Source organism: Clostridium sp. C2-6-12 (assembly GCF_009928485.1).
GTDB lineage: Bacteria > Bacillota > Clostridia > Clostridiales > Clostridiaceae > Clostridium.
In genome coordinates this window covers 1-14811 of record NZ_JAABNP010000019.1, presented here as the reverse complement: position 1 = coordinate 14811, position 14811 = coordinate 1, and the positions used below count along the sequence as shown (strand labels likewise).

The 14811-nt window shown below is 28.6% G+C and carries 11 protein-coding genes; all 11 read left to right on the top strand.

The window, feature by feature from the left end; genetic code table 11:
- Positions 1-82 precede the first annotated feature (82 nt).
- Positions 83-1063, top strand: coding sequence for a substrate-binding domain-containing protein (locus GXK56_RS16040; RefSeq protein ID WP_160689195.1), 981 nt, complete (start codon positions 83-85; stop codon positions 1061-1063).
- Positions 1060-2535 (top strand): histidine kinase, encoded by a 1476-nt coding sequence (locus GXK56_RS16035; RefSeq protein WP_243156147.1) that lies wholly within the window; start codon positions 1060-1062, stop codon positions 2533-2535. Before GXK56_RS16040 ends, GXK56_RS16035 begins: the two co-directional genes overlap by 4 nt.
- Positions 2535-3878 carry a helix-turn-helix domain-containing protein gene (locus GXK56_RS16030; protein ID WP_160689193.1) on the top strand — a complete coding sequence of 448 codons (1344 nt, stop codon included), beginning with the start codon at positions 2535-2537 and terminating at the stop codon, positions 3876-3878. Before GXK56_RS16035 ends, GXK56_RS16030 begins: the two co-directional genes overlap by 1 nt.
- 319 nt (positions 3879-4197) lie before the next feature.
- Positions 4198-5277: a D-xylose ABC transporter substrate-binding protein gene (xylF, locus tag GXK56_RS16025; RefSeq protein WP_160689191.1), complete on the top strand. Its 1080-nt coding sequence runs from the start codon at positions 4198-4200 to the stop codon at positions 5275-5277.
- Between the two features lie 64 nt (positions 5278-5341).
- Positions 5342-6919 carry a xylose ABC transporter ATP-binding protein gene (locus GXK56_RS16020; protein ID WP_160689189.1) on the top strand — a complete coding sequence of 526 codons (1578 nt, stop codon included), beginning with the start codon at positions 5342-5344 and terminating at the stop codon, positions 6917-6919.
- A gap of 2 nt (positions 6920-6921) precedes the next feature.
- Positions 6922-8091, top strand: a complete 1170-nt coding sequence (locus tag GXK56_RS16015; protein WP_160689187.1) for a sugar ABC transporter permease — start codon at positions 6922-6924, stop codon at positions 8089-8091.
- Between the two features lie 179 nt (positions 8092-8270).
- Positions 8271-9986 carry a methyl-accepting chemotaxis protein gene (locus GXK56_RS16010; RefSeq protein ID WP_160689185.1) on the top strand — a complete coding sequence of 572 codons (1716 nt, stop codon included), beginning with the start codon at positions 8271-8273 and terminating at the stop codon, positions 9984-9986.
- 170 nt (positions 9987-10156) lie between these two features.
- Positions 10157-11476, top strand: coding sequence for a xylose isomerase (xylA, locus tag GXK56_RS16005; RefSeq protein ID WP_160689183.1), 1320 nt, complete (start codon positions 10157-10159; stop codon positions 11474-11476).
- A gap of 42 nt (positions 11477-11518) precedes the next feature.
- Positions 11519-13021, top strand: a complete 1503-nt coding sequence (gene xylB, locus GXK56_RS16000) for a xylulokinase (protein ID WP_160689181.1) — start codon at positions 11519-11521, stop codon at positions 13019-13021.
- A gap of 186 nt (positions 13022-13207) precedes the next feature.
- Positions 13208-14356 (top strand): ROK family transcriptional regulator, encoded by a 1149-nt coding sequence (locus GXK56_RS15995; protein WP_160689179.1) that lies wholly within the window; start codon positions 13208-13210, stop codon positions 14354-14356.
- A 306-nt stretch (positions 14357-14662) separates the two neighbouring features.
- Positions 14663-14811 (top strand): transaldolase family protein (locus GXK56_RS15990; protein ID WP_279283111.1); only part of this gene is annotated, 149 nt, incomplete at its 3' end.

The window sequence follows — 14811 nt, the reverse complement described above, 5'->3', positions numbered from 1 at the left end:
TTTAATATAATCGTTTTTGTAAATGTTTTCTTTATTTTGAAGTTTGTAATTAATAAATTAGTACTAAGGAGCTTGTTTTTTTATGAAAAAGTATTTAAAAATAACATTAGTTGTTTCTTTAATCTTACTTTTCTGTGGAAGTAATTTGTATTTTTTACATTTATTAAGGGATAAAAAAGTTGAAAATGAGCCTATTAAACCTAAAATAGTTCTTATATCTCATATAAAGACAAACCCTTATTGGATTAATATAAAAGAAGGTGCGGAAAGGGCTGCTAAAGAAAGAGGTGCTGTAATAGAATTTTTAGGACCTACAACTGCAAGTACAGAAGAAGGGTTAAAGCTTTTTGAAATGGCTACATCAGCTAAGGTAAGTGGAATAATTACATATGTTCAGGAAGAAGGAAAGTATAAAAATAAGATTAATAGTGCAATGGAAAAAGGTATTCCAGTAGTAACTATAGATTCAGATGAAGAAGATAGTAATAGAATTGCCTATGTTGGTACAGATAACATTTTAGCAGGACAGGCAGCAGGAGCAGAAATGATTAAGCAGGTAGGAACAGAAGGAAAAGTGGCAATTGTTATAGGAGGTAAAGAAGTTAAAAATCAAAAGGAAAGAGTAGAAGGTTTTAAAAATTATATTACTTCAAATTCTAATTTGAAAATTGTTGATGTAGATTCTTCTGATGCTATGCTTCTTGAAGCAGAAATAATAACAAGGAAAATATTAAATAGAAATGATAATAATATAAATGCATTATTTTGTACCTCAGCACTTGATGGCATTGGAGCAGCTAAAGCAGTAAAGGATCTAAATGATAAGGGTAAGGTAAAAATTATATGTTTTGATGATTTAGAGGAAACTATAAAAAATATTAATAATGATTTAGTTACAGCAACAATCGTACAAAAAAGTGATGAAATGGGGTATAAAGCTGTAAATATTATTATGGATAAAATTCAAAATAAAACCAAGGAGCAGCAAAAAATATTAACTGATGTAAAGGTGGTTAATAAGGAAAATATTAATACTTATAAACAAGGAGATGATAGAAAATGAAGATAAAAACATTAAATAGTAAATTCATTTTGTTTGTTATCTGTCTTATTATTCCAATAGGTGTTTGTAATATTATTTCTTTGGGAATGAGTAGAAAAATTGAAAATCGATATTCGGATATGCTTAACAATATGCTTATGGCAAATGAAATAAAACAAAATATTGATAATTCTTTAGATAATTTCAACCAATATATATTAAGTGGAAATGAAAAAAATAAAGAAATCTATAATAAGGAAATATATTATGCTCAAAATAAAATTCAAATTTTAAAATATGAAGGGGATAATAAAAGCCAGTACATATTAAGGGATTTAGAAAATACCTTAAGTTCTTTTAAAGAAAATTCTGGAAAAACAATTTCAGCTTATGAAAATAAAGAAGGTTATATTTTTTATTATGATGATTTTATAGCAGCTAAAAATATTGCATCGTATTGCAATATATATTCATCTGCTCTTATGCAAAATTATTTAGAAACTAATAGTGTAGCTTACAAAGAATTAAACCAAAACAGCAATGCTATTTATGGATTTTTAACGGTTTATCTTGTCTTAATATTATCTGTATGTGTAATTTATGCTATGGGCTTTATTAAAAACATATCTAAAGGATTAAAAGGAATTGTTGAAGCTTCAAATAAAGTTTCTAAAGGATTATTTGAATACTATGAAGGAAATAAAACTGATATATATGAATTAGATGTACTTACAAATGCTTTTAATACTATGATAAAGGATATAAAAGAGCTTATTAGTTCAATAAGTGAAAAGCTTATTTTAGAGAAAAAATTAAAAGAAGAGGAAATGAAAAATCTCAAATACGAAAATGCTTTAAAAGAATTTGATCTTAAAGTACTTCAATCTCAAATAAACCCACACTTTTTATTCAATACTTTAAATTGTGTTAATGCTACAGCAATTATGGAAAATGCATCAACAACAAGCAGATTAATTAAGTCAGTATCAAATATTTTAAGATATTCTTTAAGCTGCATGAATAGAAATGCACTTTTAGAAGAAGAAATAAATATTGTTAAAGATTATATTTATATACAGGAATGCAGATTTGAAGACAGGGTGAAATTTAATTTAGAGGTTAATATGGATATGAGAAAGGTTAAGATTCCAGGTATGACTATACAACCCTTAGTTGAAAATGCATTTATTCATGGCATAGAGTCAAAAGAGGAAGGTGGACAAATAGATATTAGAATAAAAGATGAAAATGGTTTGTGCAATGTAATTATAGAAGATGATGGAGTTGGAATTCCGAAAGATATTTTAGATAAGATAAATAATTATAATTATGAAAAAAAGCATACTGGACATACTACTGGACTTGGGGTAAATATAGTTGAAAAGAGACTTAGATATTTATATGATAAAGAGGATATGTTTAAAATAGAAAGCCAAGAGGGTATTGGAACAAAAGTATATTTAAAAATACCGATAGTAGGGGAGGGTAATTAATGATAAAAATTTTACTTGCTGAAGATGAAAAATATGACAGAGAAACTGTTAAACATATAATAAGTGAGAATTTTTCTCATGAGCTGCAGGTATATGAAGCTAGAAATGGAAGAGAAGCTATAGAATTATCTGAAAGTATTAGACCAGATATTGCTATAATGGACATAAAAATGCCTGGAATAGATGGGATTCAGGCATTAAAAGAAATGACTGTAAGTTTACCAAATCTATATAGCATCATATTAACTGCCTATGACTATTTTGATTTTGCAAAGGAAGCTGTGAAGATTAATGTAAAAGAATATCTTTTAAAGCCTTTTTCAAAGGAAGAGATAATTGAAAAAATTTCTGTAGCAATTGAATTTGTAAAAAAAGAGCAAAATAAGCGCAGAAGCCAAATTGAGGATAAAGAAAAAATATACACCTTGTTACCTGTACTTGAAAGTCAATTAAGCGATTTAATAATAAATGATAAACTTAGTGGTGTGGATTATGGAATGTATTTAAGATGCTTAGATATGAATTTCGAAAATAGCTATGCTATGGTTATATCAATTAAGGACAAGTATGCTTACGAAAATTTAAACAGAAATGAAAAAGACCAAATTAAAATGAGGATAGGAGATTATATTAAGGAGTATATTAATAGAAAGTATAAGTGTATAGGAAATTATATGTTCTACGAAGAATTAAGTTATTTTATTCAAATAGAAAATGAAGATACAGAAGACTTTAAAAATTTTGAGATTGATTTAGCTTTTAATTTAAGAAGAGAAATAAAGAAAAGATTCAACATTTCAATTAGAGCTGGTCTTGGAGAAATTTATAATTCTGTAGAACAAATAGTTGAATCGTATAGACAAGCTACTAAGTGTTTAGTATACAATTCTGATAATGTTAATATTATTCATATAAATGATATTGATGAAAATATGCTTCAAGATAAGTTTATAAATGAAAGCAAAATAACAGATGGAAAAGATAATAAAAACAAGAATATTAATAAGATAAAGCTAAAATTATTTGATGATGTAAAGGATTATATTAAAGAAAATATTGCATCTGAATTAGAGCAGGAAAAAGTTGCAGGTAATTTTGGTTTAAGTGTATATTATTTTAGCAGGACTTTTAAAGAAGTTACAGGAACAAATTTTTCAGATTATATAAATAAATGCAGAATAGATGTAGCTAAGGAGTTACTTTCAACTGGAGAAATGAATGTTAAAGAAGTCTGCTTTAAGGTTGGATATAATGATCCTAATTATTTTAGTAAGGTGTTTAAAAAATATGAAGGAATAAGTCCAGCTAACTACAAAATAATAAATGAAAATGAAATTATTTAATTTAGCATAATAAATACAGCAAAAAATTACTAGAACGTAATTAATTAACAAAATAATCCAGATCAAATCTTTATAACAAGATTTGATCTGGATTATTTCTATTTAGCAAAGTTATTTGCCTTTTAAATAAAATAAGCAAAGAAGCTTGGATCATGTATGGTTATTGGATGATTACTTATAGTAAAAAATTGCTCTTATAAAAAAGCAAAATAAAATTATAAGTCAGCAAATCAGTCTATTCGAAACGTTTACTAAAAAAACTATAATTAAGACTGTAAAGAAGATTTACATTAACGAATTAAAAGGGGAGATACAAATTATGAAATCAAAAAAAATGATTAAACTATTGGGTCTTACATTAAGTGGAGTTTTAATTTTTTCAGCATTAACAGGCTGTAGTTCAAAATCAAGTGGACAAGGAGCTGCTGGTGATGGTAAGAAAATAAAAATCGGTGTAAGTATGGATGACTTAAGACTTGAAAGATGGCAACACGATAAAGAAATTTTTGAGACAGAAGCTAAGAAGCTTGGAGCAGAAGTTGTATTCCAATCAGCAAATGGAGATGATCCAACACAAATGTCTCAAGCTGAAAATTTAATATCTCAAGGTGTAAATGTTTTAGTAGTAATACCACACAACGGAGAGTCGATAGCACCAATAGTTGAAGAGGCTCACAAAAATAAAATTAAAGTTTTAGCTTATGATAGATTAATTACAAATAGTGATTTAGATTATTATGTTTCTTTTGATAATGTTAAGGTTGGAGAATTACAAGGAAAAGCTATTGTAGATAAAACACCAAAAGGTAATTATTTTATGATGGGTGGTTCACCAACTGATAATAACGCTAAATTATTTAGACAAGGTCAAATGAATGTTATTAAGCCTTTCGTAGATAAGGGTGATATAAAAATAATTGGAGACCAATGGGCAAAAGACTGGTCAGCTGAAGAAGCTTTAAAGATCATGGAAAATGCATTAACTGCTAATAACAATAAAATAGATGCAGTTGTTGCTTCAAATGACAGTACTGCTGGAGGAGCAATTCAAGCATTGCAAGCACAAAATTTAGCAGGAAAGATTTCGATATCAGGACAAGATGCTGACTTAGCAGGATGTCAAAGAGTTGTAGAGGGAACTCAAACAATGACAATATACAAACCTATTAAGGATATTGCTGCAAAAGCAGCTGAAATGGCTGTAAAAATGGCTAAAGGTGAAAATATAGACACTAATGGAAGTGTAACTAACAATGGTCAAAAGGATGTTCCTTCAGTGTTGCTTACTCCAATTGCAGTTACTGCTGATAATATGAAAGATACTGTTATTAAAGATGGATTCCAAAAGTTTGAAGATGTATATAAAAATGTACCACAAGATAAAAGACCAAGCAAGTAAATAACATATTGGGGTTTAAAAATATGATTTTAAACCCCAATATAGGAAAGGAGTTAAGCATTTCATGAGCGAGTATATTTTGGAAATGAAAGATATAGTCAAAGAATTCTTTGGAGTAAAGGCCTTAGATGGAGTGTCTTTAAAAGTTAAAAAAGGGGAAATTCATGCTCTTTGCGGTGAAAATGGAGCAGGAAAATCTACTTTAATGAAGGTTTTAAGTGGGGAGCATCCAACAGGCTCTTATTCTGGAAAAATAATTTTTGAAGGCAAGGAATTAAATCAAGCAAGCATAAAAGATTCTGAAAGAGTTGGTATAGCAATTATTCATCAGGAATTAGCACTAATTAAACAATTATCAATAGCTGAAAATATTTTTATAGGTAATGAGATTGGTAAAGGTGGATTAGTTAATTTTAGTGAACAGCTAAATAAGACAAATGAACTTTTAAATAGAGTTAAATTAAATGTAAGTCCTCTTACTAGAGCTGGTGATTTAGGTATAGGACATCAACAATTAGTAGAAATTGCAAAAGCTTTATCTAAAAATGCTAAATTATTAATTTTAGATGAGCCCTCTGCTTCTTTAAGTGAAGGGGAAGTAGAAGTATTAATGGGAATTTTAGAAGATTTAAAGAGAGATGGAGTTACATGTATTTATATTTCACATAAACTTAATGAGGTTACAAGAATATGTGACAACGTTACTGTAATCAGAGATGGGTCAACTATAGGACAAGTTCCTATTAAAGAAATAGATCAAGATAAATTAGTTCAAATGATGGTTGGAAGAGAAATGAAAAATTTATTTCCAAGAGAAGACCATGAAATAGGTGAAGAATTTTTTGAAATTAAGAATTTTAATGTTTTAGATCCATTTAATAAAAATATTAAGAGAGTTAAAAATGCAAGTTTTACTTTAAAAAGAGGAGAAATACTTGGGATTTCAGGACTTGTTGGTTCTGGAAGAACAGAAATGGTAGCAAGTATATATGGAAGCTTTCAAGGAGAAAAGAATGGGGAAGTATATTTTGAAGGTAAAAAAATTAACATAAAAAATCCTAGTGACGCTTTAAGTAAGGGAATAGCCATGGTTCCTGAAGACAGAAAAAAAGATGGAATAATTGCAGGCATGAGCGTAGCTAAAAATATGACAATAAGTAATTTATTAAAATATAAAAAAGGTTTGAATGTTATAGATAATGATAAAGAAATGATGGATGTTCTTCATTATATCGATGAAATAAAAATCAAAACTGCAACAACTGAATTGGCAATAAAGAATTTAAGTGGTGGAAATCAGCAAAAGGTAATACTTGCAAAAAATCTTTTGGCTGAGCCTAAAATATTAATATTAGATGAACCAACTAGAGGAATTGATGTTGGAGCTAAATATGAAATTTATAAGCTTATTTTTAAATTAGCTAAACAAGGTATTTCTATAATAATGGTTTCATCAGAGCTTCCAGAAGTTTTGGGAATCAGTGATAGAGTATTGGTAATGAATGAAGGTGAAATAAAAGCTAGCTTAGTGAATAATGGTTTAACACAAGAAGAAATTATGAAATATTCTGTAGGTAAAAAGAATGAAGATACAAACGGAAATTATCATGAAGAAGTTATAAGTACTGTAGGAGGGATTTAGAAATGCAATTAAGTAAAAGTATAGATTCAGAAAAAGATAAGAAGTTTGGATTAAATGTAATATTTAAATCTAAGATGACAACAATTTTAATAGCAACAGCAGCAATATGGGTTTTGTTTACAATTTTAACTGATGGTAATTTCTTAACAACAAGAAATTTATCTAACCTTTTTAGACAGATGTCAATTACAGGTGTTCTTGCAATAGGTATGGTTTTTGTAATCATCTTAGGCGAAATTGATCTTTCAGCAGGATCAACCCTCGGGTTACTTGGTGGAGTTGCAGCAATATTAAATGTATGGTTTGGGTTTTCAGTAGTTCCAACAGTAGTAATAACAATAATACTTGGTGTACTAATGGGAGCTTGGAATGGATATTGGATTGCTTTTAGAAATGTTCCTTCTTTTATAGTAACATTAGCAAGTATGCTTGTTTTTAGAGGAATACTAATAGGAATTACAGGTGGAAATACTGTAGCACCATTATCAGCAGATTTTAAAGCAATTGGACAAGCATATCTTCCAACAGCTTTTGGTTATGTCTTAGTGGTTTTAGCAATTGTAGGTTCAGCATATTTAATCTTAAATAACAGAAAAAATAAGATCAAATATAATATTGATGTGAAACCAATGATTGTTGATGTATTAACAATAGTAGGAATTGGAGTTGTATCCTTAGCCTTAGTAGTAATTCTTAATGATTATCAAGGTTTTCCAATACCAGCATTTATAATGTTAGTATTAGCTTTAATTCTTGGATTTGTAGGAACAAAAACTATATTTGGTAGAAGAGTATATGGAATTGGTGGAAATAGAGATGCAGCAAGATTATCAGGTATTAATGTAAAGAAACACATTATAGTTATATATTCAGTGCTTGGTTTACTTTGTGCAGTTGCAGGAATACTTCTTACAACAAGATTAAATGCAGGTTCAGTTTCAGCAGGACAAAATGCAGAAATGGATGCAATAGCATCATGTGTTATTGGTGGCGCTAGCTTAGCTGGTGGAAGTGGTACAGTAGTTGGGGCTTTAGTTGGAGCGCTAGTTATGGCAAGTATAGATAATGGTATGAGTATGATGAATACTCCAACATTTTGGCAATATATTGTTAAAGGATTAATTTTATTAATTGCTGTATGGATGGATATATCATCTAAAAATAAAAAGTAATTAGTTAAATAATAAGAAATGAATAAATAATGTATTTTTTATATAGCAGCAGGTAGTCTTATTTTAAAATAAAATTATCTGCTGTTATATGAATTTACAAGTAGATTTCTAGTATGATTTCATAATATAAATTCAGTAAATATCATTCTAGTATGGTTTAAATATAAGGGGATGTATTTATGAACTATTTTAGGAATTTAAAAATAGCACAAAAATTAATATCTGCATTTATAGTAATTGCAATACTAATAGGAGTTGTTGGGTTTGTTGGAATTTATAATATGAACACTGTTAATTCTAATGGAGTTTCAATGCATGATTATAATTTTGAAACAATAAAGTATTTAACAACCATAAAGCAAAATTATGCAGATATGAGAGCTGATTTATTGGAGCTTGTTTATGGAAAAGATAAAGATCAAAAGAAAGATACTTTGGAAAAAGAAATATATTCGTTGATTAATGAAAACTATTTATTGATTGATAAATATGAAAGTACGTTACTTCCAGAAGCAGATAAGGAAATTTTTTTAGAGTTAAAAGAAAATATGAGGATATATTTGGCTGAATGTAATAAGGTCATTAACTTTGTTCATGACAATAAATATACTGAAGCTGAAAAGAGTATGATTAGTGTTAATGAAGCTAGAGAAAAAGCCTATGGAAATTTAAGTAGTTTAATAGAAAAGAATACTAAAGCTGCTGATGAATTTAATCAAGCCAGTAATTCAACTTATAGAACATCATTATTTCTTGCAATTTTAATTGTAATATTAGGTTTTTGTTTTGCAATTATTTTAGGGTTAACAATATCTTTAATGATTTCAAAACAAGTAAATAAGGTTTTAATATTTGGTCAAGCGCTTGGAGAGTGTGATTTAACTAAAAATATAAATATTAATTCAAAAGATGAAATAGGAAATCTTTCAAAAGGTTTAAATAATGCGGCTGAAAGTATAAGGAATCTAATAATTCAAGTTATTAATAGAACAAAAAATATAAGTACAGCAAGTGAAGAATTATCTGCTACAACCCAAGAAATATCATCTAAAATGGAAATTGTCAATGAAGCTGTTAATTTAATATCTAAAGGAACACGGGATTTAAGTGCTACTACCCAAAGGGTAACTGTTTCTACAAAAGAAATAAGCAGAACAACTAATAGCCTTGCTAAAAATGCAAAAGATGCAGCAATATCTATAAGTGAAATACATAAAAATGCAGCAGATATAAAAGATAGAGCTTTGAACAACATAGAAAAGAACAATTTGATTTATAATGAAAATCGTTCTAATATTTTAAAAGCTATAGAAGATTCAAAGATTGTAGAACAGGTGAAAGAAATGACAGTTTCTATTGGAGAGATAGCTGAAGAGACAAATTTGCTAGCCTTAAATGCTTCCATAGAAGCATCAAGAGCTGGTGAACAAGGGAAAGGTTTTTCAGTAGTTGCTGATGAAGTAAAAAAACTTGCTAAACAATCTTCAGAAGCTGCAATTAAAATTCAAAATATGGTATTTCAAGTTGAAGAAGCATTTAACAGCTTGTCTAAAAGTGGCCAAGATGTTTTAGAGTTTATGGCTGAAGATGTAAAACCTAGTTATGAAATGCTTATGAATACAGGAATTAAATATGAAAAAGATGCTGAACTTATGCATAATCTTATTGAGAAATTTGCTGATTCTTCAAAACAAATTGACCGGGTGGTTGTTCAAGTTAGAGATTCTATTCAAAATGTATTGGAAATTGCTAAAACATCTGAAATTAACACAGAAGAAATATCAAAAACTATAAATGAGATCACAGTGGCTATTGGAGAAGCTTCAATATCTTCAATTAATCAAGCAGAGCTTTCTAATGAGCTTGATGAACTAGTTGGCAAGTTTAAAATATAGATAAAATATTTAAAAAAATAATTGTGAAAAAGTTTACTAAAATATATTGACGAGAAATGAAAATAGAAGTAAAATAAACTTATTAAAAGACATTTAAAAAGTCATTTTAAATTACGTTAAGTTACAAACACAAATTTATGCTAAACAAATAATATGAGGAGGTTATTACAATGAGAGAATATTTTGAAAATGTAAAAAAAGTAAATTTTGAAGGACCTAGTTCTAAAAATCCATATTCATTCAAATACTATAATCCAGATGAAGTGATTGGTGATAAAACCATGAAAGAACATCTAAGATTTTCCTTATCTTATTGGCATACATTAACTGCTAATGGAGGAGATCCATTTGGCGCTGGAACTATGCAACGTCCATGGGATGATGTAACAAATCCAATGGATTTAGCTAAAGCAAGAATGGAAGCAGCTTTTGAATTAATGGACAAGCTAAATATAGAATATTTTTGTTTCCATGATAGAGATATTGCTCCAGAAGGAGAAACATTACAAGAAACTAATGAAAATTTAGATGAAATAGTAGCTTTATGTAAAGAGTTGATGAAAAAATATAATAAAAAGCTTTTATGGGGAACAGCAAATTGTTTCACTAATCCAAGATATGTTCATGGTGCTGGAACTAGCTGTAATGCCGATGTATTTGCTTATGCAGCAGCACAAATTAAGAAAGCTCTTGAAGTAACAAAAGAATTAGGCGGAGAAAATTATGTTTTCTGGGGCGGACGTGAAGGTTATGAAACATTATTAAACACTGATATGGGATTAGAATTAGATAACTTTGCTAGATTACTTCAAATGGCTGTTGATTATGCTAAAGAAATTGGCTTTACTGGTCAATTTTTAATAGAACCAAAACCAAAGGAACCAACAAAGCACCAATATGACTTTGATACTGCAACAGTTTTAGGATTCCTTAAAAAGTATAACCTAGATCAATATTTTAAAGTTAACATTGAAGCAAACCATGCTACTTTAGCACAACATACATTCCAACATGAACTTAATTTTGCAAGAATCAATAATTTCTTAGGAAGTATCGATGCTAACCAAGGAGATCCAATGCTTGGATGGGATACAGATCAATTCCCAACAAACATATACGATGCTACTTTAGCTATGTATGAAATTCTTAAAAATGGAGGACTTGCACCAGGTGGAGTTAACTTTGATGCTAAAGTAAGAAGAGCATCATTTGAAAAAGAAGATTTATTCTTAGCTTATATAGCAGGAATGGATACTTTTGCTAAAGGATTAAAAGTAGCTCATAAGCTATTAGAAAATGGTGAATTAGAAAACTTTATAAAGGATAAGTATGCAAGCTTTAATGAAGGAATTGGTAAAGAAATAGTTGAAGGTAAAGTTGGTCTTAAAGAATTAGAAGCATATGCATTGAAAAACAATGAGATAGTTAATAAATCAGGAAGACAAGAGCTACTAGAAGCTATTGTTAATCAATATATTTTTGAAAATTAATAGATATTAAATAAAATTTTTATAAATTAGGAGAGATATTAAATGAGATATTTACTGGGCTTAGACATTGGGACATCAGGAACAAAAACAGCATTATTTGATGAAGCAGGAACAACAATAAAAACTGCCACATATGGTTATGATTTATTTCAACCACAAGTAGGCTGGGCAGAACAAAATCCAGAGGACTGGTGGGAAGCATGTGTTAAAGGAATAAAGGATGTTATTGAAAAAAGTGGTGTACAAGCTTCTGATATTAAGGGTATCGGTTTAAGTGGACAAATGCATGGACTTGTTATGGTAGACAAAGATCATAAAGTAATTAGAAATTCTATAATTTGGTGTGATCAAAGAACAGAAAAAGAATGCGACTACATGACAGAAGTTATAGGAAAAGAAAGATTAATTAAAATAACAGGAAACCCTGCTTTAACTGGATTTACTCTTTCAAAATTATTATGGGTTAGAAATAATGAACCAGAAAATTATGAAAAAATCTATAAAATACTTTTACCAAAAGACTATATCAGATTTAAATTAACCAATGTCTTTGCTACAGAAGTATCTGATGCCAGTGGAATGCAAATGTTAGATATTAACACTAGAAACTGGAGCGATGAACTTCTTAAAGATTTAAACATAGATAAGAATATCTTAGCAGATGTTTATGAATCAGTAGTAGTTAGTGGACATGTTTCAGAAGAAGCTGCTAAATTAACAAATTTAGCTATAGATACACCAGTTGTTGGAGGAGCAGGAGACCAAGCAGCAGGAGCTATAGGAAATGGAATAGTAAGTGAAGGAATTATATCAACAACAATAGGTACTTCAGGTGTTGTATTTGCTGCAACTGATACACCTAGATTTGATAAAGAAGGAAGAGTTCATACTTTATGTCATGCAGTACCAGGTAAGTGGCATATAATGGGGGTTACTCAAGGAGCTGGACTTTCATTAAATTGGTTCAAGAGAACTTTCTGTGCTAAAGAAGTTGAAGAAAGTGAAAAATCAGGAAGAGATATTTATGATATCTTAACAGAAAAAGCAGCAGCTTCTAAACCAGGTGCTAATGGAATAGTGTATTTACCATATCTTATGGGAGAAAGAACTCCTCATATAGATCCAAATGTAAAAGGTGCATTTTTAGGCGTAACATTAATAAACAATCATGATGATTTTGTAAGAAGTATACTTGAAGGCGTAAGCTTTAGCTTAAAGAACTGTTTAGACCTTATTGAAGATATGAAGGTTAACATCGATGAAATAAGAGTAAGCGGCGGTGGTGCTGAAAGTGCTATATGGAGACAAATCTTAGCTGACATTTTTGGATATGCGTTAACTACAGTTAAAGCATCTGAAGGTGGTGCACTTGGAGTAGCAATACTTGCAGGAGTTGGAGCTGGAATATATGAATCAGTTGAAGATGCTTGCAGTAAAATTGTAAAAGGTAATTTAAAAGTAGAGCCAAATGCAGATTTAAAAGAAGTATATTCTAAGGTTTATGAAGTATATAATTCATCATATCCTAGAATTAAAGATATTTAAAAATAATTTAGTATACTTGTAATTGCTTTAAATATCTATTTATATATTGATAATACGTAGTTATAAATATTATTTGTTGAAGTATTTATAGTAAATTATCAATACTTCAACAAAAACAATAATAGTGATATTATTTAAATGAGGCTATAATTGTTTATATTATGGATGAGAGGAGTATTATCAAATTTGATAGAAGTAAATCATAGCAAAATAAAAGAAACAAATAGAAAAAAGATAATTGGATTATTATTAGAAAAAAGTGAAATTACTAAATTAGATATTTCAAGAATTTTAGATATAAGTATAACTACAGTTTCTACTAATATTACTGAACTAAAAAATGAAGGTATAGTAGAAGATGTTAGACATTTAGAATCAACAGGTGGGAGAAAAGCAATTGCAATAAAGTTAAGTGAAAATTGCCGATACTCAATTGGAATTGCTTTAACACCTAATCATATAAAAATAACCTTAGTTAACTTAAAGAAAGAAATTATTGAAAATATAAAACTAAGACATAAAAATAATGGAATAGAAAATCTAATTGAAATCATTAAAGAAAACATAGATTTAGTAATGAAGAAACATAGTTTAGACTCAGAGAAACTGCTAGGAGTAGGCTTTTCATTGCCTGGAACTGTAGATTTTCAAGAAGGGATAATAAAATATTCATATTTGCTTGGAGTTAAAGATTTTAATTTAAAGGCAAGATTTGAATATTTAAATGTACCTATATATGTAGATAATGAAGCAAATCTATCAGCATATTATGAGTTTTTAAACAGAAGAGATGTATTGAAAAATCTGCTGTATATCTCTATAACAGATGGATTAGGCCTTGGAATAATCATAAATGGAAAAATATATAGAGGCGATAATAATTCATCAGGAGAATTTGGACATATAAAAGTTGCTATAAGCGGCAAAAAGTGCAAATGTGGAGCTAAAGGATGCTTAGAAGCATACACTTCTATGAATTCGTTAATAGAAAGCTACAATGATATGTCTTCAGACAACATATCAGATATTGAAGAATTTGAAGAATTGTATTTAAAAGGAGATCCAGCTACAAAAAAAGTTATAGATAAATATTTGAAAATATTAGGCATGGGAATATCCAATTTAATTATGTTATTAGATCCTAACATTGTAATTATAGGTGGAGATATAAATAATTTGTTAAATGATAAAATAGATATTTTGAAAAAGAATATTTATAAAGATAATTTATTTACAGATGAAAACAACTGTACTATATCTATAGCCGATTATAAAGAAGCATATTTATTAGGAGCAGCTATGATGCCTATTGAAGAATTTTTAGAAATTAAATAAAAGAGTAGTGAAAGCTACTCTATCTATTTGTAAACTTATTAAATAAATTTTAAAAACATATTTTTGAAGTTGTGAGTATAAAGTTATTTAGAGGTAAGTCTTAGAGTTAAAGTGACTCAAATAAGGTGAACCTTTTAATAAATATAAGATGATGGATAGTTTTAAGAAAATGTATTTATAAGGTCTTATAGAATGTATAAAATAAATAACATGTATTTACTTGAATATTATTCATTATCAATTAGTAAAAAATAAATAGTAACAGTTAACTCGAAGCTGTTAACTGAATTTCAGGGGGATGTTAAAATGAGATTTTTCTTAGACACAGCAAATGTAGAACACATTAAAGAAGCAAATGAAATGGGAGTAATTTGTGGAGTAACAACAAATCCATCATTAGTAGCAAAAGAAGGAAGAGACTTTAATGAAGTAATAAAAGAAATAACTTCAATAGT

Coding starts and splice junctions, on each gene's coding strand:
- GXK56_RS16040 (WP_160689195.1), top strand. CDS start 83: ATGAAAAAGTATTTAAAAATAACATTAGTTGTTTCTTTAATCTTACTT.
- GXK56_RS16035 (WP_243156147.1), top strand. CDS start 1,060: ATGAAGATAAAAACATTAAATAGTAAATTCATTTTGTTTGTTATCTGT.
- GXK56_RS16030 (WP_160689193.1), top strand. CDS start 2,535: ATGATAAAAATTTTACTTGCTGAAGATGAAAAATATGACAGAGAAACT.
- xylF (WP_160689191.1), top strand. CDS start 4,198: ATGAAATCAAAAAAAATGATTAAACTATTGGGTCTTACATTAAGTGGA.
- GXK56_RS16020 (WP_160689189.1), top strand. CDS start 5,342: ATGAGCGAGTATATTTTGGAAATGAAAGATATAGTCAAAGAATTCTTT.
- GXK56_RS16015 (WP_160689187.1), top strand. CDS start 6,922: ATGCAATTAAGTAAAAGTATAGATTCAGAAAAAGATAAGAAGTTTGGA.
- GXK56_RS16010 (WP_160689185.1), top strand. CDS start 8,271: ATGAACTATTTTAGGAATTTAAAAATAGCACAAAAATTAATATCTGCA.
- xylA (WP_160689183.1), top strand. CDS start 10,157: ATGAGAGAATATTTTGAAAATGTAAAAAAAGTAAATTTTGAAGGACCT.
- xylB (WP_160689181.1), top strand. CDS start 11,519: ATGAGATATTTACTGGGCTTAGACATTGGGACATCAGGAACAAAAACA.